This window comes from Brevundimonas vesicularis NBRC 12165 (assembly GCF_001592205.1).
In the GTDB taxonomy this organism is placed as follows: Bacteria; Pseudomonadota; Alphaproteobacteria; order Caulobacterales; family Caulobacteraceae; genus Brevundimonas; species Brevundimonas vesicularis.
In genome coordinates, this window is the sequence record NZ_BCWM01000005.1 from 69897 (window position 1) to 95412 (window position 25516).

The 25516-nt window shown below is 66.9% G+C and carries 20 protein-coding genes; 14 read left to right on the forward strand and 6 right to left on the reverse strand.

Annotation, left to right across the window (positions count from 1 at the left end):
* Positions 1-97 precede the first annotated feature (97 nt).
* Positions 98-847, reverse strand: a complete 750-nt coding sequence (locus BVE01S_RS05345) for a fimbrial biogenesis chaperone (RefSeq protein WP_146112027.1) — start codon at positions 845-847, stop codon at positions 98-100.
* A 78-nt stretch (positions 848-925) separates the two neighbouring features.
* Positions 926-1516 carry a hypothetical protein gene (locus BVE01S_RS05350; RefSeq protein WP_055807932.1) on the reverse strand — a complete coding sequence of 197 codons (591 nt, stop codon included), beginning with the start codon at positions 1514-1516 and terminating at the stop codon, positions 926-928.
* Positions 1517-1855: 339 nt separating this feature from the next.
* On the opposite strand from BVE01S_RS05350, the gene BVE01S_RS05355 reads away from it, so the two are divergent.
* The 3 genes from BVE01S_RS05355 (at position 1856) to BVE01S_RS05365 (ending at position 4876) form a co-directional block, all read left to right on the forward strand.
* Complete coding sequence (locus BVE01S_RS05355; protein WP_066625181.1) at positions 1856-2563, forward strand: response regulator transcription factor; 708 nt, start codon at positions 1856-1858, stop codon at positions 2561-2563.
* A gap of 211 nt (positions 2564-2774) precedes the next feature.
* Positions 2775-3200: a TadE/TadG family type IV pilus assembly protein gene (locus tag BVE01S_RS05360; protein WP_066625184.1), complete on the forward strand. Its 426-nt coding sequence runs from the start codon at positions 2775-2777 to the stop codon at positions 3198-3200.
* Positions 3200-4876: a TadG family pilus assembly protein gene (locus tag BVE01S_RS05365; RefSeq protein ID WP_066625187.1), complete on the forward strand. Its 1677-nt coding sequence runs from the start codon at positions 3200-3202 to the stop codon at positions 4874-4876. The genes BVE01S_RS05360 and BVE01S_RS05365 overlap by 1 nt, the downstream gene beginning before the upstream one ends.
* 3 nt (positions 4877-4879) lie before the next feature.
* Here BVE01S_RS05365 and BVE01S_RS05370 read toward each other — a convergent pair whose 3' ends face one another.
* Entirely contained in the window at positions 4880-6235 is a 1356-nt protein-coding gene (locus tag BVE01S_RS05370) for a M23 family metallopeptidase (RefSeq protein ID WP_066625189.1), read from the reverse strand.
* Between the two features lie 318 nt (positions 6236-6553).
* On the opposite strand from BVE01S_RS05370, the gene BVE01S_RS05375 reads away from it, so the two are divergent.
* The 3 genes from BVE01S_RS05375 to BVE01S_RS05385 all read left to right on the forward strand — a co-directional run bounded on the left by BVE01S_RS05375 (position 6554) and on the right by BVE01S_RS05385 (position 10419).
* Entirely contained in the window at positions 6554-9760 is a 3207-nt protein-coding gene (locus BVE01S_RS05375) for an intermembrane phospholipid transport protein YdbH family protein (protein ID WP_066625191.1), read from the forward strand.
* A 77-nt stretch (positions 9761-9837) separates the two neighbouring features.
* A complete protein-coding gene (locus tag BVE01S_RS05380; protein WP_055754620.1) occupies positions 9838-10026 on the forward strand; it encodes a YnbE family lipoprotein in 189 nt (62 codons plus the stop codon).
* 33 nt (positions 10027-10059) lie between these two features.
* The gene (locus tag BVE01S_RS05385) at positions 10060-10419 is read left to right on the forward strand and encodes a DUF1318 domain-containing protein (RefSeq protein WP_055754619.1); all 360 of its coding nucleotides are present in this window, start codon (positions 10060-10062) and stop codon (positions 10417-10419) included.
* Positions 10420-10493: 74 nt separating this feature from the next.
* Here the strand turns inward: BVE01S_RS05385 and BVE01S_RS05390 are convergent, their stop codons facing one another.
* Complete coding sequence (locus BVE01S_RS05390; RefSeq protein ID WP_066625193.1) at positions 10494-11624, reverse strand: DNA cytosine methyltransferase; 1131 nt, start codon at positions 11622-11624, stop codon at positions 10494-10496.
* Positions 11625-11703: 79 nt separating this feature from the next.
* Between BVE01S_RS05390 and BVE01S_RS05395 the strand changes: the two genes are divergently transcribed.
* Positions 11704-12165: a COG3650 family protein gene (locus BVE01S_RS05395; protein WP_066625195.1), complete on the forward strand. Its 462-nt coding sequence runs from the start codon at positions 11704-11706 to the stop codon at positions 12163-12165.
* Between the two features lie 4 nt (positions 12166-12169).
* On the opposite strand, the gene BVE01S_RS05400 is transcribed toward BVE01S_RS05395, so the two are convergent.
* Positions 12170-12934: a LytTR family DNA-binding domain-containing protein gene (locus BVE01S_RS05400; protein ID WP_066625198.1), complete on the reverse strand. Its 765-nt coding sequence runs from the start codon at positions 12932-12934 to the stop codon at positions 12170-12172.
* Between the two features lie 145 nt (positions 12935-13079).
* On the opposite strand from BVE01S_RS05400, the gene BVE01S_RS05405 reads away from it, so the two are divergent.
* Positions 13080-13610, forward strand: coding sequence for a DUF2306 domain-containing protein (locus BVE01S_RS05405; protein ID WP_066625200.1), 531 nt, complete (start codon positions 13080-13082; stop codon positions 13608-13610).
* Positions 13611-13625: 15 nt separating this feature from the next.
* Here BVE01S_RS05405 and BVE01S_RS05410 read toward each other — a convergent pair whose 3' ends face one another.
* Complete coding sequence (locus BVE01S_RS05410) at positions 13626-14384, reverse strand: TetR/AcrR family transcriptional regulator (protein WP_066625201.1); 759 nt, start codon at positions 14382-14384, stop codon at positions 13626-13628.
* A gap of 177 nt (positions 14385-14561) precedes the next feature.
* On the opposite strand from BVE01S_RS05410, the gene BVE01S_RS05415 reads away from it, so the two are divergent.
* The 6 genes from BVE01S_RS05415 (at position 14562) to odhB (ending at position 25508) form a co-directional block, all read left to right on the forward strand.
* On the forward strand, positions 14562-16808 hold the full coding sequence (locus BVE01S_RS05415) for a TonB-dependent receptor (RefSeq protein ID WP_066625203.1): 2247 nt from the start codon (positions 14562-14564) through the stop codon (positions 16806-16808).
* Between the two features lie 142 nt (positions 16809-16950).
* A complete protein-coding gene (locus tag BVE01S_RS05420) occupies positions 16951-18477 on the forward strand; it encodes a spinster family MFS transporter (protein WP_066625205.1) in 1527 nt (508 codons plus the stop codon).
* Between the two features lie 85 nt (positions 18478-18562).
* Complete coding sequence (gene sucC, locus BVE01S_RS05425) at positions 18563-19753, forward strand: ADP-forming succinate--CoA ligase subunit beta (protein WP_066625208.1); 1191 nt, start codon at positions 18563-18565, stop codon at positions 19751-19753.
* 56 nt (positions 19754-19809) lie between these two features.
* Positions 19810-20712 (forward strand): succinate--CoA ligase subunit alpha, encoded by a 903-nt coding sequence (gene sucD / locus BVE01S_RS05430; RefSeq protein WP_017506566.1) that lies wholly within the window; start codon positions 19810-19812, stop codon positions 20710-20712.
* Between the two features lie 213 nt (positions 20713-20925).
* Entirely contained in the window at positions 20926-23937 is a 3012-nt protein-coding gene (locus BVE01S_RS05435; RefSeq protein WP_066625210.1) for a 2-oxoglutarate dehydrogenase E1 component, read from the forward strand.
* 41 nt (positions 23938-23978) lie between these two features.
* Positions 23979-25508: a 2-oxoglutarate dehydrogenase complex dihydrolipoyllysine-residue succinyltransferase gene (odhB, locus tag BVE01S_RS05440; protein WP_066625212.1), complete on the forward strand. Its 1530-nt coding sequence runs from the start codon at positions 23979-23981 to the stop codon at positions 25506-25508.
* The last annotated feature ends 8 nt before the right edge of the window (positions 25509-25516 follow it).

The window sequence follows — 25516 nt, forward strand, 5'->3', positions numbered from 1 at the left end:
ATCCGCCCCCCATGCAGGCGACGGCCCCGATGCGGCGAAAAGCGGTTCGCGCTCCGGACCGCCCGCCCTTGAGGGACTCGCGGGCCATCGCCGGCCCTCACAGCAGCACGATAGAAGCGGTGAGGTCGCCGGATGCCGATGCGGCGAGGGCCGCCGGTATCTTCACCTGCCGCGTGGCGCCGCCGGCGATCACGCTGACCTGTCCGACATCCACTTCGGCGGCCGGCACCTCATGCGACTGTCCGTCCGCCGTCTTCAGGATGATCCTGGACTCGCGGATATAGGCGAAGCCGGTCCCTGAATTGTGGGCGGTCAGGATGACGTCGCCGTTCGGCTCGCGCGACACCGCAGTGACCTGCACTTCGGCGCGCGCTCTGGGCGGGGCCACGAAGACATAGGTATTGATCGTGAAGGCGACCTGAATGTCAGCGCCTACGCCGCCGTCGCTGGGCGTTGTCTGCATATTGATCGGCAACTGTGCTGCGCGGACCAGATACATACGGCCCTCTTCGGTAGCGTCGCCCGTGTAGCGGACTTGGATCACCTGCTCGCGATTGGCCGGGATGACGGACTGGACAGGAAACACCGTAATGTCTTTGTCGTCTTCGACCAGAGACCGGGCGCCGTTATCATCGACCTGCATGCGATAGGTCTCGATTTCGACCGTCGCTGGTGTGGCGCTGTCGTTCCTGACGGTCATCCGATAGCTGGACCCACTGCCGGATGGCGTGATCTTCGAGATCATGGGCGACACGTCCATGGCCTCGGCCGGTGCAGTCGCGCCTGCCATCAGGACTGTCGTTAAAGCCGTTGCGGCCATCAGTGTCGCGAATACACGACGTGTCATTGTTGCCCCCGTTGTGTTGTCAGACTTCTCACGAAGAAGCAGGGGCCGTCCGAGGGCGGCCCCTGCATTTCGCGACGATCAGGCGGGATCGAGCGAGAAGGTGAAGGTTTCCGTATAGGTTCCGGCCGGAGCCGAGGCGGCGCCTGGACCCGAGGGGGAGGCAGCGCAACCGGAAGAGCCGGGGTTGCTCGGATCGCCCTGCGTTCCGCCCACACCGCTGCCGCCGGGGACGTTGTAGCAGAGGTTCAGGAACAGATCGCCGAAGACGCCGTCAGCCAGTTTTTGGCTGTAGCCGCCAGAGTTGGTGACTTGGGCAGGTTCGCCGGGATAGGTGTCGTTGGCCGCAAAGCCCAGGCTGGGGATTTCCGGCACGGACAGATCCCAATCGTAGTTGATCAGCTTGCCTGCCGCCGACTTGAAGTCGCCGTTGGCGGCGCTTGATGTCAGTTTGGCGCCGCTGGCGGCGTTGCACGACATCCGCAATGTGGTGACCTTCTGACGTACGCCGTTGGCGACCGCGACGTTTCCGCCTGCAACATTGGCCAAGCCGATGCCGCAGAAGTTGGTCACGGTGGTCGAGACGGTAACATTTGTCTGTGCGCTCGACACCGCCGGCATCGCCAGCAGGGCCGCAGCGGCAGTCGCCGCTGCAATAATATAGGTCCGCATAATATCCTCCAGCTTTTCAATATTTTCCCGCCCAATGAGACTGGGTGGGCTCCACAATGTCGTGGTGTCATCATCTATTCACCGCTGGAGGCGGCGTCGCATCGTCAAAGACACTATCGATGATTGCTTAGTCGATCTGCGCATCATTATTGGTGGTGCAAGGACACACCTTGAAGCTGCGCCAGCGTGTTGGTGTGAAAGTTCGACGCCACTTGGCGAGCGGTATTGAGCTGGATCGGCTTCGACGGCCGTCACTCCCCTAACTCGGGTATGTCAATTGGCCCGGTCTGTGGATAGGACGGTGTGGTGAACTGCGCCTGAGAACGCTCGACGCTTGGAATGGCTGTTTACGTGTCGAGCATCGAGGCCCAGCCACGAGGGAGGGTTGAGATGATTGTGGGCGTGACGGGCTTTCTTGCTGTCGGGAGTGAAATCGGCGACTGCGATCCACGACAGGCGAACCTGAACTTCGACGATGACGCCGATCTCATACCGCCCTGGTCTCGCGCCATCGCGGCTTGGGTCAACATCGATCCCCGCGCCAGGATGTTGTTATCGCGATCGGGACGAATCGGTTGGGCCAACGAAGCCGCCTATCGAATGTTGAAGGACGCCGGCGTGTTCCGGCTCATTGACGACCATCTTGTCTCCGACAGTGCTCAGACGGCTGCGGCGCTGGCGCGCCTTCTGAGAGACGCTGTGCCCGGCCAAGCGATCTATGCGGTCACATCGACGGATGCGGATCGACAATGGCTTTTGCGCTGTCAACAACTGATACCCGGCGATGACGACAGCATAGGTTTTGCCGCACACCGAATGGCGGACCGTGTTTCGTACGAAGCAATGCTCCAGATTCACCACCTGACACCCTGCGAAAAACACATCGTGACGATGATGTTGGCGGGGATGGAGACGGGGCGTATTGCTCAGAAGCAGGACATCTCCATCGAGACACTGCGCACTCACATCAAACATGCCTATCGCAAGTTGGACGTCAGCAGTCGTGGCGAACTATTCGCCAAGGCTGTGGACTTCGCGGGTCTTTAGGCCGGCGCACGATTCGGGCGGAGACGTAGGTTCCGTTTGGCGGGCCATTGCGTGAACATGCCGTTCGGTCCGCGACGCAGCGGCTGATCGAGCTACACCTTCAGGGGCGCTCCGATTTTCGTGGCAATCTCCCGGCCCGCTATTGGCGCCGGCCACACGAACGCTTAACCGTGCCTGATATACAACCCATGATGGTAATCGTGAGGTTGGCATGCGGACGTTTGGACCCATTCCTTCTGCAAGGCGACGCGGGCGCGAGGGCGTGGCGGCGGTGGAGTTTGCGCTGGTGGGGCCGATCCTGGTCCTGCTGCTGATCGGCATCGTCGTCTATGGCGGCTGGTTTTTGATGGCCCAGTCGGTTCAGGCCCTGGCGTCTGAGGGCGCCAGGGCGGCGATCGGGGGGCTGGATCCAGTCGAGCGCGACGGTCTGGCGCGGCGTGAAGTCAGCGAGGCGGTGCGAGGCGTGGCGCTGAACCCCAAGCACACGACCATCGAGGTGATGGAGGACGCCGGCCGCCTGCGGGTCGTCGTCGCCTATGACGCGAGCGACAGTCTGATCATGGCGCTGGGCGGGATGCTGCCGCGTCCGCCGTCTGTCATTCGGCGTTCGGCGGTCATCCATGTGGGCGACTATTGATGAGCGTCCGGGCGCCTTGGCTGCCGCTCCGGTTCGGCGCCGATCGGCGCGGGGCTGTGGCGGTGATCGCGGCGGTCGCGGGCGGTCTGTTGTGTCTGTTCACGGCGGCGGTGATCGACCTGGGCGTTCTGGTCCTGCACACGCGCCGGGTTCAGGGGGCGGCGGATCTCGCGGCGCTGTCGGCGGTGCGAAACCTGGCGCAGGGCGAGGGTGCGGCCTTGCGCGCGGCCCAGGCGACGGTCGAGGCCAATGTGGCGCCCGACGTCTCGGTCACGGTGGCGACGGCGCTGGGCGTCTATACGCCCGATCCGGCCAAGGCGCGCAACGACCGGTTCATGACGGGCGGGATCAAGCCGAACGCCGCACGGGTCGAGGTCACCAGCCGCGCGCCGATGTTCTTCACGCCGCTGTTGCTGGGCCGCGATCAGGTGCGGGTCACCCGCCGGGCCACGGCGACGACGGGCGGCGGGACGCCCAAGGCCATGATCTCGATCGGGTCGCGTCTGGCGCGACTGGACGGCGGCGTGGCCAATCAACTGCTCGGCGGCCTGACCGGGTCCAAGGTGTCGCTCAGCGTCATGGACTATCGTCGTCTGATCGATCTGGACGTCAATCTGCTGGGGTTCACCGACGCCCTGGCGACCGATCTGGGCGTCCAGGTCGGCGACTACGACCGGCTTCTGGCGACCCAGGTCGACGCCGCCCGTGCGTTGAGGGTGCTGGAGCGGGTGGCGGGCGGCCAGGACGGCGGGGCGCTGGGCAAGGTGGCCTCGGCCTCGGTCGGGACAAAGGTCAAGCTGGGCGATCTGATCGGGCTGGAGGCGCGCTCGCCGGACGGGATCCGCGAGGGGCTGGACGCCTCGGTGTCGGCCATGGATCTGGTCATGGCCATGCTGGAGGTCGGGGGCGGGGATCGACAGATCGCGCTGAATCTGGGCGTGCCGGCAGGGCTGGCGGATCTGAAGACCAGCCTGGCGATCGGCGAACGCCCCAATCGCTCCCCGTGGCTGACGGTGACGGCCGACGGCCAGCCGATCATTCGCACGGCCCAAGCGCGGCTCTATGTGCGGGCCAAGACCGCGCAATCCCTGTCAGGTCTGGCGCGGGTCGAACTGCCGATCCTGATCGAACTGGCGGCGTCCGAGGCGAGGCTGAAGTCGCTGTCCTGCGATCCGAGGCGCGCGGTCGAGGTCGATGTGCGGCCGGGCCTGGCGCGCGCATCGATCGGTGTGGTGGACGAGGCGAAGCTGGGCGATTTCAAAACCCCGCTGACGCCCCAGCGCGCGACCCTGCTGTCGGTCCTGGGCCTCGTCAGCATCACCGGCAAGGCGGATGTCGAGGCGGCGGACACCGGTTTCAGGCCGCTAAGGTTCGACGCGGGCGACATCGACAATCAGCGCATCAAGACCATGGCGTCGCGCGGCTTCGCCAGCGGTGCGGTCGCCAGCCTGCTGGCGCGGCTGGACGTGGATGTGAACGTGATCGGGCTGGGCCTGGGGCTCGGCGACCTGACCAAGGCGCTGGGGCGGCTGCTGGAGCCGCTGGGGCCGGTGCTGGACGGCGCGCTGAATCCGGTACTGGACCTGTTGGGCCTGAAGCTGGGCGAGGCCGATGTGACGGTCCACGGCCTGTCCTGCCCGACACCGGGGCGCGCGACCCCGCGTCTGGTTGGCTGAACCTTAGCCGCGGGCCGGACGCAGGCCTTCGGCCGAGGCCTGCTGCATGGCGGGGCGCTTTTGACCGCCCGAAGCGATAATGCGGTCGATGCGGGCCTTTTCGGCGCGGAAGGCGGTCAGGTCGGCGCCGGCCAGTTCGGTGCCTTCCTGGGTGCGCACGCCGGCGGGATTGATCCGCTGGCCGCCGCGCCACAGCTCATAGTGAAGGTGCGGACCGGTCGAGGCGCCGGTCGAGCCGACATAGGCGACGATCTGACCCTGGCTGACCCGCTGGCCGGCGCGGATGCCCGAGCCGTAGCGCGACAGGTGGCCGTAGCCGCTTTCCAGTCCGTTGTTGTGGCGGATGCGCAGCCAGTTGCCATATCCGCCCCAGCGGCGCGCCTCGACCACCACGCCATCGGCGGGAGCCACGACCGGCGTGCCGGTTCCGGCGGCGAAGTCGATGCCCTGGTGCATCTTCTTATAGCCCGAGATCGGGTGCGTACGGAAACCAAAGCCCGAGGACACGCGGCGGAAGTTCTGCAGCGGCGTGCGCATCATGGCCGAGCGCAGGTTCTTGCCGTTCGAATCGAAGAACTGAGCTTCCTTCGCGCCGGCGGGCTTGAAGCGATAGAAGGTGACGCCGCGCAGTTCGGCGTACATCAGGTCGCCCACGTCCACCGTGCGGCCGGCCTCGGTCACTTCACGATCGAAGACCATGGTGAACTCGTCGGTGGCGCGAATGTCGCGCTGCATGTCGAACTTGGTGGCGAACAGGCGGCTGGCCGAACGGACGATGGAGGCGGTGGCGCCCAGTTCACGCGCGCTGGCCGACAGGCTGCGCTCGACATCGCCCTTCAGGACGACGGTCTCATGGGTGACTTTTTCTTCCAGCGAACGCAGGCGCAAGGCGCCGTCGAAGCTGCGCGACACGGTCAGTTGCGACGCCGGGCCGGTGCGCATGGTCAGGCCGATCAGGCGGGCGTCGCCCCGGCCATTGCGCGGTTTGGCGATGGCGGTTTCGAACTTCAGTCCGGCGCGCAGATCGGCCAGGTCGAAGGCGTTGGCGACGGTGGCGGCGACGGCGCTGGCTTCTTCGGGGGCGACGCCGGTGCGGCGCACGGCCTGCTCGAAGGTTTCGCCACGGCGAATCTGGACGTTGACGGCCTCGGGCGCCGTCATTCCGGCGGGAGCATTGGCGGCGGCGAAGGCTTTGGCTTCCATGGCCGCCATCTGCGTCGAGGTCAGCGCGGGAACTTCTTCCGCCTGAGCGGGTTGATAGGCTCGACCGGCGAGCATCGCCACCGAGATTGCAGCGGCCGCCGTAAGCATGTGCGGCGCGAGCCGCATCGGCTGGCGGCGTGGGTCGAACTGAGCCATCGGTCCCCGTCGTATTGCGACGCCTTCGGCGCCAAAGCTTTACTCGTTCTCGAAGATCGCGCCGTATCGCCCGTGGCGCGAAGGCGGTCCTATACCGCGCTTGTCTCATTTTGGAAAGCAGACCGTTACAAACGGTTAACGTGCGTCAGACAAAGCTCGACGGTGCAGGGATCCCGACCGGTCGATTCGCCGTTATCTGGCCCAGCTTGACCGGCAGGAAGCGGGCGCCGACAACCGACCGTCACGCTTTGATCTTGTGCTGGGGACAAGGATGACCAAGGTGGGCGGCCCGCTGTTTCAATCACGCGATCGATCCGTTTGACCGACACGCCGTCCAAGCCAAAGCCAAAGCCGCAGGCCAAGACCCGTCGCATCCTGCGCGCCGTCGCAGTCGGCGTTCTGATCCTGGCGCTGCTGATCGGCGTGGTGGCGGCCCTGATCTATCTCAATCGCCGCGCGGTGGCCCGCAATGTCCTCGTCGGCTGGCTGGACCAGCGCGGGATTCCGGCCGATGTCGAGGTGGAGCGGATCGAGATCGACGGGTTCGTCGGTCGCATTCGCATCGGCGATCCCAACAATCCGGATGTCGTCGTCGAGCGGGCCGAGGTCGATTACGCCGTCGCCCTGCCGTGGTCCAAGTCGGGCCTGGGCGTGACCCCCAGCCGCATCCGCCTGCTGCGACCGGTCGTCCGGGCCAGCTGGAAGGGCGGAAAACTGTCATTCGGCTCGCTGGACCCCCTGATCAAGGAGTTCACCGGCGGACCGCCGCGCCCGGATTCGCGCGGGCCGCTGGTCATCGTCGAGGGCGGTCGCGGGCGGTTGAATACGGAATACGGGCCGGTCAATCTGCTGGCTGACGCCCGGATTGACGACGGCAAGCTGATGCGGCTGGCGGCGCGGCTCCCGAAGGCCGCGCTGAAGAGCGGCGACACGCAGGCCCAGGGCCTGTCCGGCCTTCTGGATCTGACCACGACCGGCGACCGGATGGCGATCAAGCTGTCGGCCGCCGCCGACAGCTTCGCGACACCGGCGGCCCGAGGGCAGGGGGCTGCGCTGACGCTGACCGGCGATCTGCCCTATCCGGATCTGAAGACGCGGCGCGGCGACGGCCGGGCAGTTCTGGACGCCCGCCTGACCGGCGAGCGCCTGGGAACCTCGACGCTCAGCGCCCGCAGCGCCGATGTCGTCGCCCGCTTCGACGGCGCCGTCTCCGGTTGGATCGAAACCTTCCGGCTGGACGGCGAAGTCACAACTGCGCTGAAGGCGGCGGCCGTCGAGGGCGCGGACCTGCGCATCGCCGATGTCGCCGCGACGGCGACGCGGGGCAAGCTGACGGTGTCGCGCGACGACGCCGTGCGCTGGCGCATGCAGGGGCCGCTGGCCCTGACCGCCGGTTCGGGACGGACGGGTCAGACGACAATCGGCGGATTGTCGTTGACGTCGCGCGACCTAGCCTTGGGCGGCAAGGATGCGGCCTTCGAGGCGACAGGCCCATTAAGCGCGACCTTCGACCGTTTCGGTTTCGGCGACCTGGCGCTGAAGCGCGGCCGCGCCGACCTGGATCTGGACGTGGTCAGCGACGGCGGGGTTCAGATCGCGGCGAACGGATCGCTGCGCGCGGCCGACGGGGCCTGGCCCCTGTTCGGCGCGCTCGGCCGCGACGACATCGCCGAGCTGGCCGAGATGAAGCGCGCGCTGGGACGCTTCGCCCTTAACGCGCCCGCCATCCGCTTCGCCACGGGCGCGGCCGGCACGACTGTATCCCTGTCGCGTCCTGTCACCCTGACGCCCGCCAACGGCGGCGTCCTGACGGTGGCTCAAGGTCAGGGCGGCGCCTATCAGGCCGAGCCGGGGCGGCTGGGCGGCGGGGCGCTGACCCTGACCGCAACGCGCGGCAAGGGCTTGCCGGAAATGTCCGTCGCGATCCCGAACTGGCGCCTGACCGAAGGCGGGTTCGAAGCGACGCTGGACGGTCGCGCCCGACTGGATTTCGACCTGGCGCGCGGCATCGACGCCCGGACGCGCGGCGTCCTGGCTATGAACGCCGGCCGGCTGACCTATGCGACATCGGACTGCGTCGACCTGACCGTCGAGCGGCTGGAGCTGGACGAGAACGACGTCCATCAGGTCGTCGGCAAGCTGTGTCCCCAGGGTGGTCCGCTGTTGACGTCGAAGGACGGCGTCTGGCGCGTCGCGGGCGGCTTCAGTCAGGTCTCGGCCCAGGCGCCCTTCCTCGGCATGCGGTTCGCCGACGCCTCGGGCCGTGTCACCGTCGATGGAACCAAGGCGGGCATCGGCTTGACCGCCAATGTGGCCGCCGCCCGCGTCATCGACGCCCTGACGCCGGAACGTTTCGAACCGCTTTCCGCCACAGGATCTGCGACCCTGGCGAGCGAACGCTGGAGCGGCGCCTTCGATCTGAAAGGCACGGGCGCGGCGGCCGCCTTTGATCTCGGTCGCCTGACCCTGGCGCACGATGGCCGCACCGGATCGGGCGGCATCGTCATCACCGCCCCGAACGTGACCTTCGCCGAGCATGGGCTTCAGCCGGCGATGCTCAGTCCGCTCGCCGCCGACTTCCTGCAGTCGCCGGTCGAGGGCGCCGTCAGCTTCGACGGGCGTTTCGACTGGACCAAGGACGCCGAACCGACCTCCAGCGGCCATCTGGTAACGCCGGGCCTGGATTTCGTCAGTCCGGTCGGGGCCGTGAAGGGCCTGCGCGGCGACATCGTCTTCAGCAGCCTGACGCCCCTGATCACCGCCCCGAACCAGAAGCTGACGGCCGACAGCCTCGCCGTCGGCACGGCTGTCACGGCGCTGGATGTGACCTTCTCGGTCAATGAGGCCGGGGTGCTGATCGACGGCGCCCAGGTCGTCGCCGGCGGCGGGACCGTCTCGGTCGAACCCTTCACCGTCCCGCTGGACGCGACCCAGCCCTACAGCGGCGTGATCGTGCTGGATCGGGTGCAGCTGGGCGATATTGTCGCCGACACCGGCTTTGACGACAAGGTTCAGCTGGACGCCGTCGTCTCGGGCCGCCTGCCCTTCATCATGGACCCCAAGCGCGGGCTCAAGATCACCGCCGGCAAGCTGGAGGCGGTCCAGCCGGGCCGCCTGTCGATCAAGCGGGACGTCCTGACCGATGTCGCCGCCAGCGGCGGGGGCGGCGAGGTGTCGGAAAACGTCGTCGAGGACCTGGCCTATCAGGCGATGGAAAATCTGTCCTTCGACCAGCTCAGCGCCGATGTGAACAGCCTGGACGGCGGGCGTCTGGCGGTCCTGTTCCACATTCGCGGCCGCCACGATCCGCCCAAACGTCAGGAGCTTCGGCTGACGATCGGCGAACTGATCAGCCGCCAATTCCTGAACCGCAAACTGCCGTTGCCGTCCAACACTCAGATTGACCTGACCCTGGACACGACCTTGAACGCCAACCAGCTGATCTCGGATCTGCTGGCCGTCAATCGCGCCCGCCAGGGTCAGCAGGATGCGACGCCCGCGCCCGTCCCGGCGCCTGCCGATTGAACTTCACCATTCAGCGCGCGTTCATTGGACGGCGTGCTATTAGAGACATCACCCTCGGCCGAACCGGAGCCCACGTCATGATCCACAAGCGCCAACTGGCCGGCCTCGGTTTCGGAGCCGTCGTCGTCGCCCTCGCGGCCTGCGCCCCGACCATCCGTCTTGAGGTCGCGCCGATCCAGATCTACGCCAAGCTGGACGCCGACGTGCGCGTTCGGCTGGACCAGGAGCTGCAGCAGCTGTTGCAGCAGAACCCCAACCTCTTCTGATTTCCCGCTTCTCTCTGAAAGGGACAGGCTGACATGACCTTCCGCAAACTCTTCGTCATCGGCGCCGCCGTTGCGGCTCTGGGCGTCGCGGGCGCCGCCATCGCCCAGACCAGCGCCCAGAAGGCGCAGATCGACCAGGCCAAGGCCGCCGGCACCGTGGGTGAGCAGGCCGACGGTTACCTTGGCTTCCGCACCCCGACCTCGGACGCCAGCCTGCGCGCCGCCGTTGACGCCACCAACTCCGGCCGCCGCGCCGCCTACGCCCGCAGCGCCGCCGACGCGGGCACTTCGGCGGATGTCGCAGGGGCCCGGATGTTCGAGGCCCAGCTGCTGCCCCGCATCTCCTCGGGCCAATGGTACCGCAACGCCCAGGGCCAGTGGGTCCAGCGCTAGGACCACGCTTTTCCCACCCCCCCCTCGGGCGATGTCCCGGGGGGTGTTTGTATATTGGCGATCAGTCGACGGCGTCAGGCGGCGGCGCGTCGATCCACCAGCGCGGGCAGCAACAGCCCTTCAGCCAACGCCCTGACCACCGGCACGGCGACCGCGTCGCCCATCAGCTTCAGCGCCGCGCTTTCGCTCGACGGCAGGCGATAGTCGTCAGACACGCCCATCAGCCGCGCGGCCTCGCGCCCGGTCAGCCGCCGAACCCGCGCCAAGCCCCGATCGCACACCACCACATATTGACGCGACGAGCCGCCGGCCGGCGTCCTCAGGCATCCGGCCAGGCCATCGAACCGGATTTCCAGACGCTGAACCTTATGGCCGTTCTCGGTCCGCACCCGGCGATAGGCGGCGCCGACGCAACGCTGGCCCGACGCCAGGGCCGACGCGATCCGGGCGCGGTGCAGCGGCGCGGCCAGGGCCAGGATGGCGTCCGCATCATCCAGCCAGGTGACGGCGTCGTCCGGCTCCAGAATGGCCGCCAGGTCCAGATTGCGCTGCGACGGCGCAGGCAGCGACCACCAGGCCCAAGCCGCCTTCACCGCCTCGGGCAGCCGCGCGTGGGCGGCGACCAGACGCGCTGAATGGAAGGGCTGGGTCGGACCGGCCGCGCGCGGCGCCTCGCCCTGAATGGCCACCACGAACAGGCGCGGCCGCGACTGGGGCAGCCAGTGGGCGGCGTCCATCTCCAGTGCGCCGACCGTATAGCCCGCCTCGACCATCGCCGTGCAGACGGCCGCGAAATCCCGCCCCACTTCGGTCCTTGGCCCGGAAGTCAGCAGGCCGATGACGTTCTCAAGCACGATCACGCGCGGGCTGCGCCCCTCGGCCGCCAGCCCCTGCATCAGCCGCCAAAAGCCCCAGAAGGCGCCCGACCGCCCGGCCTCCAGCCCGCCGCGCGCGCCCGCAAGGCTGACGTCCTGACAGGGCGACGAGGCCCAGGCCATGTCGGGCCGTCCCGGCAGATCGTCGACGGTCAGGCCCCAGACATCGCCCTGACGAAACGGGGTATGTGGATGATTGGCTTTAAAGGCGCGCGCCTTGGCCGCGTCCATGTCGTTGGCCAAGACGGTGTCGATGCCGGCGGCGGACAGTCCCAACCCCGCCAGGCCGCCCCCGGCGAAGAACTCGAATGCGGTGGGGCGAATCGACATGGGACCAGCATAACCCAGCCGCGCCCCTTGACCGAGGGCGGCGGGGACCTCACCTGCGCCCGAACCAAAAGGAGCCGTCATGCGCCTCATTCCGCTCACAGCCGCCCCGTTCGCCATCGCCCTTGCCGGCCTCTCGCTCAGCGCCTGCTACGACCGCGAGGATTCCAAGCCCAAGCCGGCGCCGCAGCCCCAGGCCGCCGTCACCCTGGCCGGGGTCGATCTGGGCCAGCCGGTGCGGGCGCTGGGGACCGAACCCTTTTGGGGCGTAGAGATCACGCCGGACGCCCTGGTCTACACCCGCGTCGATCAGCCGACCCAGCGTGCGCCGAACCATGGCGCGACGGTCCAGGGCACGGTCGCGACCTTCGCCAGCTCAACCAATCTGAACAAGGCGCTGAACGTCGTGCTGATCGCCACCGAATGTTCGGATGGCATGAGCGACCGCACCTATCCGCTGACGGCCAAGGTCGAGATTGGCGATGACGAGCTGACGGGTTGCGCGGCGCCGGCGTCGATGCTGACCACCCCGCCCGCGCCCTGAAGCGTCACCACCATTCGGCGTCGCGCAGCATCCGGGCGTAGCGGCGGCTGACGGGCGCCGACAGGCCGCCGTCCAGCGTCAGGGTCGCGCGACCGTCGCCGCGTTCGACGGCGCGCACCGCCTCGCGCGCCACCCACCAGCTGCGGTGCGTCTGGGCGCCCTCCAGCCCCTCCAGCTCTTCCACCGCGTCCGACAGCCGCATCAGGATCAGGTCCGATCCCCGGTCGGTATGGATGCGCAGATAGTGGTCCTCGGCCTGCACCGCCCGGATCGTCGCGCCTTTCAGCTTCATGGGCAGACGGTCCAGAAACCGCACCGGACGGGCCGCTGTCTCAGGCGGCGCCGCATGGGTCTGGACCGGCACGGCCCGCCCCAAAAAGACGTTCAACGTCGTCACCGCCGCCGTAATGACCACGACGGGCACGATCAGCTGCGGCAGCACCGCCAACGGATAGAGCCTCTGGGCGAAGAACAGGCCCGTCGCCGCCCAGACGATGACGCAAAGCGGCCCGGTGATCACGACCACCATGACCGCGATGGTCAGCCACGGCCGCTCGTCCGAATCCAGAAACCGGCTGACCAGCACCCCGCACAGATGCCCCCACAGTCCGCCCAGCACCATGACCAGCACCCAATAGGCCAGTCGCTGAACGAAGGTCGCGCCCGCCGTCCCGAACGCCCCGGTCGTCGCCAGAAACACGCCGCCCAGAACGGCGACAATCAGGCCCCTGACAAAGGTGCGGCGACGGTCTGCGGCGAGGGTTGTCATGGCGCCTTGAGATCATGATTTCCGACACGTTGAAAGGCGGGCGCGAAAGACAGGTGGGCGTTGGCGCAGCACAGACGGTCATTGGCGAAAGCCCCGATGCGGCGGGCGGGACGCTGCGGCACGACCGGGCAAACGGAGATGTCCGATGCCTCGCCTTTCCCGCCTCGCCCCGTCCGCCCTGGCCCTCGCTCTGCTGATCATTCCGCTCGTCGCCTATCTGTCGGTCGACGACGGGCGGCTGGCGCGAATGGGGTTTGCTCTTCACGCCCCGCGCTGGGGCTTGCTGCTGGCGTCGCCGACGGCGATCCAGATCCATGTGGCGGCGGCCGTGACGGCCTTGGCGGTCGGCGTCGTCCTGCTGATTGGGGTCAAGGGAAACCGGCTGCACCGGACCCTGGGCTGGGCCTGGGTCGTGGCGATGGGGACGACGGCAATCAGTTCCTTTTTCATCCACCAGCTCAATCCGAACGGACCCGGCGGCCTGTCCCTGATCCATCTGCTCAGCGGCTGGACGGTGGTCGCCCTGCCGATGGCGGTGTACGCCGCCCGCCGTCACCGGGTGGCTGTTCACCGGCGCGCCATGACGAGCATGTTCGTCGGCGGACTGATCGTCGCCGGCGCCTTCACCTTCCTGCCCGGTCGGCTGATGTGGGCGGTCTTCTTCGGCCCGAACTGATCAGGCCATTAAGGATCAGGCTTGGCGGGACGACATCCCGACCACAGCCCGGAACCCGGCCGCCGCAAACCGAACCATATAGTCGCCGGCCGTCTCCAGATCGCCGGATCGCGCCCGCCCGTTCGACAGCCGGTCAAGACGCCCCGTCTCGCCCAGGGTCAGGGTCAGGGCGCCCGACAGATTATGATAGCCCCAATACAGATCGACCTCGCTGGCGCCCGGCAGCACCTTGGCGATCAGTTCGATCAGCCGGTGGATGGCCGGGTCGAAATAGCGCGCCATCGTCTCGCCGCCGAAGCTGGGGTTGGCGTTGGTCTGGGCCACCAGGGCGGAATAGTGTTTCCAGCCCGGTCCGCCCTTCAGCGACCATTCGAACGGCGGCCGCAGGAAGGCCTCCAGCAAGCCTTCCAGCGTCATGTCGTCGCCCGCCGTCTCGGCATAGCGATCGATGGCGGCGACGCGGTCGTCGTTCCAGACCTCGGCCCGGCGCAGGAAGACGGCGTCGAACAGCTCGCGCTTGGCCCCGAAATAGTAGTGGACCAGGGCCGTATCGACGCCGGCCTCGCGCGCCACCTCGCGGATGGTGACGCCATAGAAACCGTGTTTGGAAAACAGGTCTTCGGCCGCATCCAGGATCAGATCTCGCGTCTCGCCCGCCGCCTTGGCCTCGGTCTTGGGCGGCCGACCACGCCGCGCCGGCGCAGCGCCCGCCGCCTTGCGACGCGCGGCGGCGACGGGGCGGGGAAGGGGGGCGGCGGCGTCCGGCTTGCTCATCCGGCAAGGCTAGGCGCACGACCGCGACGGTGCAACGGCGCCACGGTCGGCGATCCAAGTGACGCTGCGTCAGTCCAGTGTTTGACAGACGCCCGAAACCGGGTAGGTTCCATGAAAATCATTGAACGCTGAATAAAAGCGTCCATCGGGCTGGAAACGACAAAGGGGTCTAGGATCATGAACCGTCATGTGAAGTGCGCGCTGCTGGCCGGCGCGGCGTGGGGCGTGCTTGCGGGGGCCTCGGTCGCCCAGGACGCGGAGGCGACCGCTCAGGCCGCGAACGCCCAGGATGCGGCGACCGTCGACGACATCGTCGTCACCGCGCGCCGCCGCGCAGAAAGCCTGCAGGACGTGCCGGTCGCCGTGACCGCCGTCAGCGGCGAACAGCTTGAGGCACGCGGCGCCCTGGACATCACCGAACTGGCGCGCTCGACGCCCAGCCTGACGCTGAACGCCGCGCGGGGCTCGAACTCGACCCTGATCTCTTTCATTCGCGGCGTGGGCCAGCAGGATCCCCTGTGGGGCTTCGATCCCGGCGTCGGCCTGTATATCGACGACGTCTATGTGGCCCGTCCGCAGGCCGCCGTTCTGGACATCTTCGACGTGGAGCGGGTCGAGGTGCTGCGCGGTCCGCAAGGCACGCTTTACGGCCGCAACACCATCGGCGGCGCCATCAAATACGTCACCAGCCGCATCAATGCCGACGAGCCCGAGGGACGCCTGCGCGCCTCCTACGGCAGCTATAGTCAGCGCGACGTGATCGCCAGCGCCCAACTGCCCTTCAGCGACGAGTTCAAGGTCTCGGCCGCCCTGGCCCGCTATCTGCGCGACGGCTACGGCAAGAACCTGAACACCGGCAATGAACACTACAACAAGGACGTAACCGCCTTCCGCGCCAGCGCGGAATGGAGCCCGACCGACAGTCTGTTCTTCCGTTTGGCCGGTGATCTGGTGAACGACGATTCCAACGCGCGCCACGGTCACCGCGAAGTCGCTCCGTCGCCCGCCGACGTCTATGACACCAACGCCGGCGCCGGCGACAAGAACCGCGTTCAGACGCGCGGCGTGTCGCTGACCGGCGAGTGGGAGATGAGCGACATGTTCACCTTCAAGTCGATCACCGCCTATCGTGAAGGCCTGACGCGCGGCAACATCGACTTCGACAACCTGCCTCAGCCCATCCTCGACATCCCGGCCGCCTATGACGACGACCAGTTCAGCCAGGAATTCCAGGTTCTGGTCAGCGCGGGCCGCCTGAACGGCGTCGCCGGCGTCTTCTACATGGACGCCAACGCCTCGGGCGCGTTCGACACCGTCGTGGGTCTGGCCAATCTGACGACCCTGACCTCGGGTTCTGTGGCGACCAAGAGCTACGCCGCCTTCGCCGACTTCTCCTATGACTTCACCGACGCTCTGTCGGTCTCGGTCGGCGGTCGCTTCACCAAGGACGAGAAGGAAGGCACCGTCTTCCGTCAGCGTTACTTAGGTATCCGCAGCCCCTATTTCGGCAATGCGACCGCCGTGCCGTTCTTGGGCGAGGCTCCCCGCACCAACTACACCCGCACGCGCGAGTTTGAGAAGTTCACGCCGCGCGTCTCGGTCAACTACAAGTTCGGCGCCGATCTGACGGCCTACGCTTCGTGGGGCGAGGGCTTCAAGTCGGGCGGTTTCGACATGCGCGGCGATGCGGTCCTGTATCCCGCCACCGTCAACGGCTATGCGCCGGAAACGGTCGAGACCTACGAAGTCGGCCTGAAGGGGTCGCTGCTGGATCGTCGCCTGACCTTCGCCACGGCGATCTTCGATTCCAGCTACGAGAACCAGCAGATCACGACCCAGTATCCGGCCGGCGCGACGATCGCCTCGGTGGTGGACAACGTCGGCTCGTCCTCGATCCGCGGTTGGGAGTTCGAAGGCCGCGTGCGCGCTACCGACGCCCTGACCTTCAACGCCTCGCTAAGCTACATCGACGCCAAGTTCGACCAGTTCCTAGCCTACATTCCTACCGGCCCGCTGAACACGACCTGCCCCACAGCGGTCGGCTGCTTCGTCGATGTGTCGTCGCAGCGCGATTTCCAGAACACGCCGGAATGGACCGGATCGATCTCGGCCAACTACAATTGGGTCATGGAGAACGGTTCGTCGATCGCCTTCATTCCGTCGGTCGCCTATCGCGGCGCCTATCAGCAGTTCGAGACGCCCGCGCCGCTGCTCGATCAGGACGCCTACTGGATGTATGACGCCAGCATCGTCTGGACCTCGTCCGACGACCGCCTGACATTCGGCGTCCACGGCAAGAACCTGGGCGACGAACGCTATCGTGTCGGCGGCTACACCTTCCCCGGCGCCCTGACTGGCGACTCGATCATCGGCTTCTACGGCCCGCCGCGCACCGTCACGGCGACCCTGGGTCTGAAGTTCTGATCCACATCCATAACGCCTGACGACGAGGGGCGGCGGTCTCCGGGCCGCCGCCCCTTTTCGCTCTGGCAAGCCTATTTTGCACAGGGCGGACTTGCGGCTAGGCTCGCCGCAACGAACAACAAGACGCCGAGGGGAAACGCCGATGACGACGGAGACGCTGACGGTCCAGGAGGCGCGGCCCGAGCGGCCTGAGCGGCCCGGCTACCGCTACTATGTGCTGGCGGTCCTGATCCTGATCTACATGCTGAACTTCCTGGATCGCCAGATCATCGGCATCCTGGCCGCGCCGCTGAAGGAAGAGTTCGGCATGTCCGACAGCCAGTTCGGCCTGTTGGGCGGCATCGCCTTCGCCTCGGTCTATTCGACACTGGCCATTCCTCTGGCCTGGCTGGCGGATCGGTTCAGCCGTGTCTGGATCATGACCGGCGCCCTGGCCGTCTGGTCGGGCTTCACCGCCCTGTGCGGCATGGCCGGGTCGTTCGGCCAGCTGTTCCTGTGCCGGATGGGCGTGGGCATCGGCGAAGCGGGCGGCGTGGCTCCGGCCTATTCGCTGATCGCCGACTATTTCCCGCCGCATCAGCGCGCGCGGGCCATGGCGGCCTTCGCCTTCGGCATTCCGCTGGGCATGGCGGCGGGCACCCTGGTCGGCGGCCTGCTGGCGGCGACCTACGGCTGGCGCACGGCCTTCATCGTGGTCGGCCTGCTGGGCGTGCTGGTCGCGCCCCTGCTGCGTCTGACGGTGCGGGATCCCAGGCGCGGCGGAACCGACGCCATCAAGACCGAGGCCCAGGTCGCGGCCCTGGCCGCCGCCCCCGTCGGCACGGATCGAGCCGGCAAGATCGCCGCCCAGATCATGCTGGGCCTCGGCGCCGGTCTGCTGATCCTCGGCGCCTTGAGCTGGCTGATGGGTATGTCGCTCGGCAATCCGCTGGTGCTCGCTTTCGGCGGCCTGCTGGCGGTGGTGATCGGCGTGTCGCTGATGATCGCGCGGCGCACCGCCTCGGTGGTCATCCGCAAGCCCAGCTTCTGGCTGCTGGGCCTGGGCGCCGCCTCATCGTCGGTGTGCGGCTATGGCGTCGCCGGCTGGCTTCCCCTTTTCTTCATGCGCAGTTTCGACCTGACCCTGAAACAGACCAGCATCTACTATTCCGGCATCGCCCTGATCGGCGGCATCCTCGGCATCTGGCTGGGCGGCATGATCGCCGACAAGCTGTCCAAGAAGGGCAAGGGCGCCTATCCGCTGACGCCCGCCATCGCCTTCCTGATCTCGGCGCCCTGTTTCATCCTGGCGATGAACTCGCCCTGGCTGATCGGCTTGGTTCTGCCCGGCGGCGGCAGCCACGTTCAGCAGCTGACCCTGGCCTTCTTGATCTTCCTGCTGCCGACCGGATTGAACCTGGCCTGGCTGGGTCCGATCACGGCGGCGGTCCAGCATCTGGTGCCGGCGGCCATGCGCTCGACAGCCTCGGCCCTGTTCCTGCTGCTGAACAATCTGCTCGGGATCGCGGTCGGCTTCTACTATTTCGGCTGGATGAGCGACCTGCTGGCGCCGCGCTTCGGCGAGGAAAGCCTGCGCTGGGCCATCTACACCGGCATGGGCTTCTATGTGCTCGCCGCGATCCTGCTGATCGGGGCGTCGCGCACCCTCAAGAAGGACTGGGTCGACTAAAGGGGGCCTGTGGACGGTTGCACCTGCGAAGGGGTGGGGCCTATAAGCCCCGCAACTCTCCCAGCAGCGGTTGCGACGGTCCCCCATGAACATTCACGAATATCAGGCCAAGCAGGTCCTCAAAGGCTTCGGCGCCCCGGTCGCCGAAGGCGTCGCGGTAACATCGGTCGATCAGGTCGAGGCGGCCGCCAAGTTGCTGCCCGGTCCGCTCTATGTCGTGAAGTCGCAGATCCACGCCGGCGGCCGCGGCAAGGGCAAGTTCAAGGAACTGCCGGCCGACGCCAAGGGCGGCGTTCGCCTGGCCTTTTCGGTCGAGGAAGCCGTCGCCCACGCCAAGGAAATGCTGGGCAACACCCTGGTCACCGCCCAGACGGGCGACGCCGGCAAGCAGGTCAACCGCCTCTACATCGAGGACGGCGCCGATATCGAGCGTGAACTGTACTGCTCGCTGCTGGTCGATCGCGCCTATGGCCGCATCGCCTTCGTCGTCTCGACCGAAGGCGGCATGGACATCGAAACCGTCGCCCACGACACGCCCGAGAAGATCCAGAACATCGTCATCGACCCGAGCGCGGGTGTGACCGACGCCGACGTCGCCGCCATCACCGCCGCCTACGGCCTGACGGGCGCCGCGGCCGAAGACGCCAAGTCGCTGTTCCCCGCGCTGTACAAGGCCTTCGTCGAGAAGGACATGGACATGCTGGAGGTGAACCCCCTGATCGTGATGAAGGACGGCCATCTGCGCGTTCTGGACGCCAAGGTCAGCTTCGACGGCAACGCCCTGTTCCGCCACGACGACATCAAGGAACTGCGCGACGAAACCGAAGAAGACGCCAAGGAAATCGAGGCGTCCAAGTGGGATCTCGCCTACGTCTCGCTGGACGGAAACATCGGCTGCATGGTCAATGGCGCCGGTCTGGCCATGGCGACGATGGACATCATCAAGCTGTACGGCAAGGAGCCGGCCAACTTCTGCGACGTCGGCGGCGGCGCCGGCAAGGAGAAGGTCGCGGCGGCCTTCAAGATCATCACCGCCGACCCGAACGTCCAGGGCATCCTGGTCAACATCTTCGGCGGCATCATGAAGTGCGACGTCATCGCCGAGGGCGTGGTCGCGGCCGTGAAGGAAGTGGGCCTGAAGGTGCCGCTGGTGGTGCGTCTGGAAGGCACCAACGCCGAACTGGGCAAGAAAATCCTGAACGAGTCGGGTCTGACCATCCAGGCCGCCGACGACCTCGACGACGCCGCCCAGAAGATCGTCGCGGCGGTCGGCTAAGGCTTCGGCCTTACTCGCCACCGCCCCGCTGACACATCGAATCAGAGCACAGACCCATGTCCATTCTCGTCGACAAGAACACCAAGATCATCGTCCAGGGCCTGACCGGCAAGACCGGCGGCTTCCACACCGAACAGGCCCTGGCCTATCACGGCACCCAGATGGTCGCCGGCGTGCATCCCTCCAAGGGCGGCACGAACTGGACCGGATCGCACGGTGAGAGCCTGCCGATCTACGCCTCGGTCGCCGAAGCCCGTGACGCCACGGGCGCCGACGCCTCGGTGATCTACGTCCCGCCGTCGGGCGCGGCCGCCGCGATCATCGAAGCCATCGACGCCGAAATCCCCTTCATCACCTGCATCACCGAGGGCATCCCGGTGATGGACATGGTCAAGGTCAAGCGTCGTCTGGAAGGCTCCAAGTCGCGCCTGCTGGGCCCGAACTGCCCCGGCATCCTGACGCCGGACGAGTGCAAGATCGGCATCATGCCGGGCAACATCTTCAAGAAGGGCTCGGTCGGCATCGTGTCGCGTTCGGGCACCCTGACCTATGAAGCCGTGTTCCAGACCACCAACGAAGGCCTGGGCCAGACCACGGCCGTCGGCATCGGCGGCGACCCGGTCAAGGGCACCGAGTTCATCGACGTGCTCGAGCTGTTCCTGGCCGACGAGGAAACGACCTCGATCATCATGATCGGCGAAATCGGCGGCGGCGCGGAAGAAGACGCCGCCCAGTTCCTGATCGACGAAGCCAAGAAGGGCCGCAAGAAGCCGATGGCCGGCTTCATCGCGGGCCGTACCGCTCCGAAGGGCCGCACCATGGGCCACGCCGGCGCGGTCGTCTCGGGCGGCAAGGGCGATGCGGAATCCAAGATCGCGGCGATGGAAGCCGCCGGCATCCGCATGTCGGAATCGCCCGCGCGCCTCGGCAAGACCCTGGTCGAAGTGCTGAAGGGCTGATGCTCTCCGCCTGATCGCTTTCGGCATCAAAAATGCCGTGTGACGCATCGATGGACGCCCTCGGCTCAGGCCGGGGGCGTTTTTTCTTGGGCCTGCGACCAATTTCCTACCAAATTGCCCCGTTTCGGTCATGACCCGTCAGGAAACGACGCCTATATGACGGGCGCGCCCCTCACGGAGATGTGTCCGTCGGGGCCCAGGGATTGCGAAACGATGGCGGACGATGCCGGTCGGCTGAACCAGGTCTTTGCCGAGACCTCATTCCTCTACGGGTCGAATGCGGCCTACGTCGAGGAGCTTCAGGAGAAGTGGGCGAAAGACCCCGGCTCCGTTTCCGCCGAATGGAAAGCCTTCTTCGACCAGCTGCGCGACAACGCCGCGCTGGTGACCGCCTCGGCCGGCGCCGGCAGCTGGGGCCGTGGCGTCGCGACCGAACCGACCGAGGAGACCGGCGTCTTCGACGGCCGTTGGCCGGCCCCGAAGCCTGATCCCAAAAAGCCCGGCGCTGCGCCGGCTGCTGCGCCCACGGCCGCGTCCGCCGACGTCTCGGCCGATGCGATCCGGGCCGCCGCCCACGATTCCATCCGCGCCCTGATGCTGATCCGCAGCTATCGCGTGCGCGGTCACCTGCAGGCCAAGCTGGACCCGCTGGGCATCGAACAGCCGGTCGAGAACCCTGAGCTGACGCCCGAATTCTACGGCTTCACCGGCGCCGATCTGGACCGCCCGATCTTCCTGGACGGCGTGCTGGGTCTTCAGACCGGCACAATCCGCGAAGTGCTGGAGATCCTGAAGCGGACCTACTGCGGCACGGTCGGCATCCAGTTCATGCACATCGCAGAGCCGGAAGAGAAATCCTGGCTCCAGCAGCGGTTCGAGGGCGCCGACAAGTTCGAGCAGAACGCCTTCTCCAAAGAAGGCAAGCTGGCCATCCTGTCCAAGCTGGTCGAGGCCGAAGGCTTCGAACGCTTCCTGCACAAGCGCTTCCCCGGCACCAAACGGTTCGGTCTGGACGGCGGCGAGGCCATGGTCCCGGCGCTGGAGCAGGTCATCAAGCGCGGCGGTTCGCTGGGCGTCGACGAGGTCGTGCTGGGCATGGCCCACCGCGGGCGCCTGAACGTGCTCGCCGCCGTGATGGGCAAGCCCTACAAGGTCATCTTCCACGAGTTCCAGGGCGGCTCGGCCGTGCCGAGCGACATCGAGGGCTCGGGCGACGTCAAATACCACATGGGCGCCTCGTCGAACCGCGAATTCGACGGCAACCACGTCCACCTGTCGCTGACCGCCAACCCGTCTCACCTCGAGATCGTCAACCCGGTCGTGCTGGGCAAGGCGCGCGCCAAACAGGCGTTCGATATTCGCGAGGCCAACGAGGGCGTGCCCGAGGGGCAGTGGGCGCTGGACCGCTCCAAGGTCGTGCCGCTGCTGATTCACGGCGACGCCGCCTTCGCCGGCCAGGGCGTGGTCGCGGAGTGTTTCGCTCTGATGGGACTGAAGGGCTACCGCACCGGAGGCACGCTGCACTTCGTCATCAACAACCAGATCGGCTTCACCACCAGCCCGCGGAACTCGCGCTCGTCGCCGTATCCGTCGGATGTGGCCCTGATGGTCCAGGCGCCGATCTTCCACGTCAACGGCGACGACCCCGAGGCGGTCGTCTTCGCGTCCAAGGTGGCCACCGAATACCGCCAGAAGTTCCACAAGGACGTGGTGGTGGACATGTTCTGCTACCGCCGGTTCGGCCACAACGAAGGCGACGACCCCACCTTCACCCAGCCGCTGATGTATTCGAAGATCCGCGCCCAGCCCTCGACCCGCGAACTGTATTCGCAGCGTCTGGTAGCCGAAGGCGTGATCAGCCAGGCCGAGGTGGACGCCGAAGTCGAGCGGTTCGAGAAATTCCTCGACGAGCAGTTCGAGGCCGGCAAGACCTGGTCCGCCGAAAAGGCCGACTGGCTGGACGGCCAGTGGCAGGGCTTCCAGTCGCCCAAGGACGAGCTGCGCGGCGACACCGCCGTGCCGCTGGCCAAGCTGACCGACCTGGGCCACCGCCTGACCACGATCCCCAACAGCGTCGACATGCACAAGACGCTGAAGCGCGTCATCGACGGTCGCCGCGAAGCCATCACCTCGGGCCAGGGCCTGGACTGGGCCACGGCCGAAAGCCTGGCCTTCGCCAGCCTGGTCGATGAAGGTTTCCCGATCCGTCTGTCGGGTCAGGATTCGGTGCGCGGCACCTTCTCGCAGCGTCACTCGGGCATCATCGATCAGACGACCGAAGAGCGCTACATCCCGCTGAACAACCTGCGCGAAGGCCAGGCCAATTTCGAAGTCATCGATTCGGCCCTGTCCGAAGAGGCGGTGCTGGGCTTCGAGTACGGCTACTCGCTGGCCGACCCCAATACGCTGGTCATGTGGGAAGCCCAGTTCGGCGACTTCGTGAACGGCGCCCAGGTGGTGATCGACCAGTTCATCTCTTCGGGCGAACGCAAGTGGCTGCGCATGAGCGGCCTGACCATGCTGCTGCCGCACGGCTATGAAGGCCAGGGACCGGAACACTCCTCGGCCCGTCTTGAGCGCTTCCTGCAACAGTGCGCCGAAGACAATATGCAGGTCGCCAACTGCACCACCCCGGCCAACTACTTCCACATCCTGCGTCGCCAGATGCACCGGCCGTTCCGCAAGCCGCTGATCCTGATGACGCCCAAGTCGCTGCTGCGTCACAAGAAGGCGGTCTCGTCCATGGCGGACCTGGCGGAGGGTTCGGCCTTCCACCGCGTCCTGCACGACGACGCCCAGACGCGGCCCGAGATCGCCGGCATCACGATCAAGGCGGACAAGGACATCCGCCGCGTCATCCTGTGCTCGGGCAAGGTCTATTACGACCTGCTGGACGCGCGCGAGAAGAAGGCCAAGGACGGCCAGGCCGTGGACGACGTCTACATCCTGCGTCTGGAGCAGTTCTATCCGTGGCCGATCCAGTCGCTGCGCAAGGAACTGGCCCGCTTCCCCAACGCCGAACTGGTCTGGTGCCAGGAAGAGCCGAAGAACATGGGCGGCTGGACCTTCGTGGATCCGTGGCTGGAGCTGACGCTGGACAAGCTGGACGTGAAGGCCAAGCGCGCCCGCTACGTCGGCCGTCCCGGCTCGGCCTCGACCGCCGCCGGTCTGATGAGCCGGCACCTGAAGGAACTCGAAGCCTTCACGACCGAAGCCTTCGCCTGATACACGTATAAAAGACCGACTAGAGACGAGCTGGACCTGACATGGCCGACATCCTGACCCCCGCCCTCGGTGAATCCGTCACCGAAGCCACCATCGCAAAGTGGACCAAGAAGGTCGGTGATCCGGTCAAGAAGGACGAACTGCTGGTCGAGCTGGAGACCGACAAGGTCTCGCTGGAGGTCGTCTCGCCCGCCGACGGCGTGCTGGGCGACATCAAGGCGGCCGAGGGCGACAACGTCGTTCCCGGCACGGTGCTGGGTTCGGTGACGGATGGCGCGTCCGCCGCCGCCGCTCCGGCCGCTGCGCCGGCAAAAGCCGCAAAGGCTGATGCCAAGGCCGCGCCGGCCGCCGCTGCTCCGGCCGCCGCCGCTGCGATCGACATCACCGTGCCGGTCATGGGCGAGAGCGTCGCCGAGGGCTCGATGGGCAAGTGGGTCAAGAAGAACGGCGACACGGTCAAGAAGGACGAACTGCTGGTCGAGATCGAGACCGACAAGGTCGCGGTCGAAGTCTCCGCCCCGGCCGACGGCGTTCTGACCATCGCCGCTGACGAAGGCGCGACCGTGACGCCGGGCCAGAAGATCGGCTCCATCTCGGGTTCGGGCGCTGCCAGCGCGCCGGCCGCCGCCGCACCGGCGCCCGCCGCCGCCCCGGCCAACACCGGCTCGGCCCAGGTCTCGGCCGCCAAGAACGAAACCCTGTCGCCCGCCGTCCAGCGCGTGGTCGGCGAGAACAATCTGGATCCCAAGGCCATCAACGCCACGGGACCGAAGGGCAACATCACCAAGGCCGACGCCATCGCCGCCATCGGCCAGGCCTCGGCTCCGGCCCCTGCCACCGCCGCAGCGCCCGCCGCCCCGCGTGCCGACCAGCCGCGCGAAGAGCGGGTGAAGATGACGCGCCTGCGTCAGACCATCGCCCGTCGCCTGAAGGAATCGCAGAACACGGCCGCTCAGCTGACCACCTTCAACGAGGTGGACATGACCAACGTCATGGCCCTGCGCGCCCAGTACAAGGACGTGTTCGAAAAGCGCCACGGCGTGAAGCTGGGCTTCATGTCCTTCTTCACCAAGGCTGTCGTCGCGGCCCTGCATGAGATCCCGGCCGTCAACGCCGAGATCGACGGCACCGACATCATCTACAAGAACCACTACGACATCGGCGTCGCCGTCGGCACCGACAAGGGTCTGGTGGTGCCTGTGCTCCGCGATGCCGACACCCTGTCGCTCGCCGGCATCGAAAAGGGCATCGGCGCCCTGGGCAAGGCCGCACGTGACGGCTCGCTGACCATGGATCAGATGCAGGGCGGCACCTTCACGATCACCAACGGCGGCACCTATGGCTCGCTGATGTCGACGCCGATCCTGAACGCGCCGCAGTCGGGCATCCTGGGCATGCACAATATCGTCCAGCGCCCGATGGCCATCAACGGCGAGGTCAAGATCCGCCCGATGATGTATCTGGCCCTCAGCTACGATCACCGCATCGTGGACGGCAAAGAAGCCGTGACCTTCCTGGTCCGGGTCAAGGAACTGCTGGAAGATCCGGCGCGGGCCCTGCTGGACCTCTGATTTCCTGA

Coding starts and splice junctions, on each gene's coding strand:
- BVE01S_RS05390 (WP_066625193.1), bottom strand. CDS start 11,624: ATGTCGATTCGCCCCACCGCATTCGAGTTCTTCGCCGGGGGCGGCCTG.
- BVE01S_RS05385 (WP_055754619.1), top strand. CDS start 10,060: ATGACCTTCCGCAAACTCTTCGTCATCGGCGCCGCCGTTGCGGCTCTG.
- sucD (WP_017506566.1), top strand. CDS start 19,810: ATGTCCATTCTCGTCGACAAGAACACCAAGATCATCGTCCAGGGCCTG.
- BVE01S_RS05435 (WP_066625210.1), top strand. CDS start 20,926: ATGGCGGACGATGCCGGTCGGCTGAACCAGGTCTTTGCCGAGACCTCA.
- BVE01S_RS05345 (WP_146112027.1), bottom strand. CDS start 847: ATGACACGTCGTGTATTCGCGACACTGATGGCCGCAACGGCTTTAACG.
- BVE01S_RS05370 (WP_066625189.1), bottom strand. CDS start 6,235: ATGGCTCAGTTCGACCCACGCCGCCAGCCGATGCGGCTCGCGCCGCAC.
- BVE01S_RS05350 (WP_055807932.1), bottom strand. CDS start 1,516: ATGCGGACCTATATTATTGCAGCGGCGACTGCCGCTGCGGCCCTGCTG.
- BVE01S_RS05400 (WP_066625198.1), bottom strand. CDS start 12,934: ATGACAACCCTCGCCGCAGACCGTCGCCGCACCTTTGTCAGGGGCCTG.
- odhB (WP_066625212.1), top strand. CDS start 23,979: ATGGCCGACATCCTGACCCCCGCCCTCGGTGAATCCGTCACCGAAGCC.
- BVE01S_RS05355 (WP_066625181.1), top strand. CDS start 1,856: ATGGCTGTTTACGTGTCGAGCATCGAGGCCCAGCCACGAGGGAGGGTT.
- BVE01S_RS05405 (WP_066625200.1), top strand. CDS start 13,080: ATGCCTCGCCTTTCCCGCCTCGCCCCGTCCGCCCTGGCCCTCGCTCTG.
- BVE01S_RS05360 (WP_066625184.1), top strand. CDS start 2,775: ATGCGGACGTTTGGACCCATTCCTTCTGCAAGGCGACGCGGGCGCGAG.
- BVE01S_RS05380 (WP_055754620.1), top strand. CDS start 9,838: ATGATCCACAAGCGCCAACTGGCCGGCCTCGGTTTCGGAGCCGTCGTC.
- sucC (WP_066625208.1), top strand. CDS start 18,563: ATGAACATTCACGAATATCAGGCCAAGCAGGTCCTCAAAGGCTTCGGC.
- BVE01S_RS05365 (WP_066625187.1), top strand. CDS start 3,200: ATGAGCGTCCGGGCGCCTTGGCTGCCGCTCCGGTTCGGCGCCGATCGG.
- BVE01S_RS05415 (WP_066625203.1), top strand. CDS start 14,562: ATGAACCGTCATGTGAAGTGCGCGCTGCTGGCCGGCGCGGCGTGGGGC.
- BVE01S_RS05420 (WP_066625205.1), top strand. CDS start 16,951: ATGACGACGGAGACGCTGACGGTCCAGGAGGCGCGGCCCGAGCGGCCT.
- BVE01S_RS05395 (WP_066625195.1), top strand. CDS start 11,704: ATGCGCCTCATTCCGCTCACAGCCGCCCCGTTCGCCATCGCCCTTGCC.
- BVE01S_RS05410 (WP_066625201.1), bottom strand. CDS start 14,384: ATGAGCAAGCCGGACGCCGCCGCCCCCCTTCCCCGCCCCGTCGCCGCC.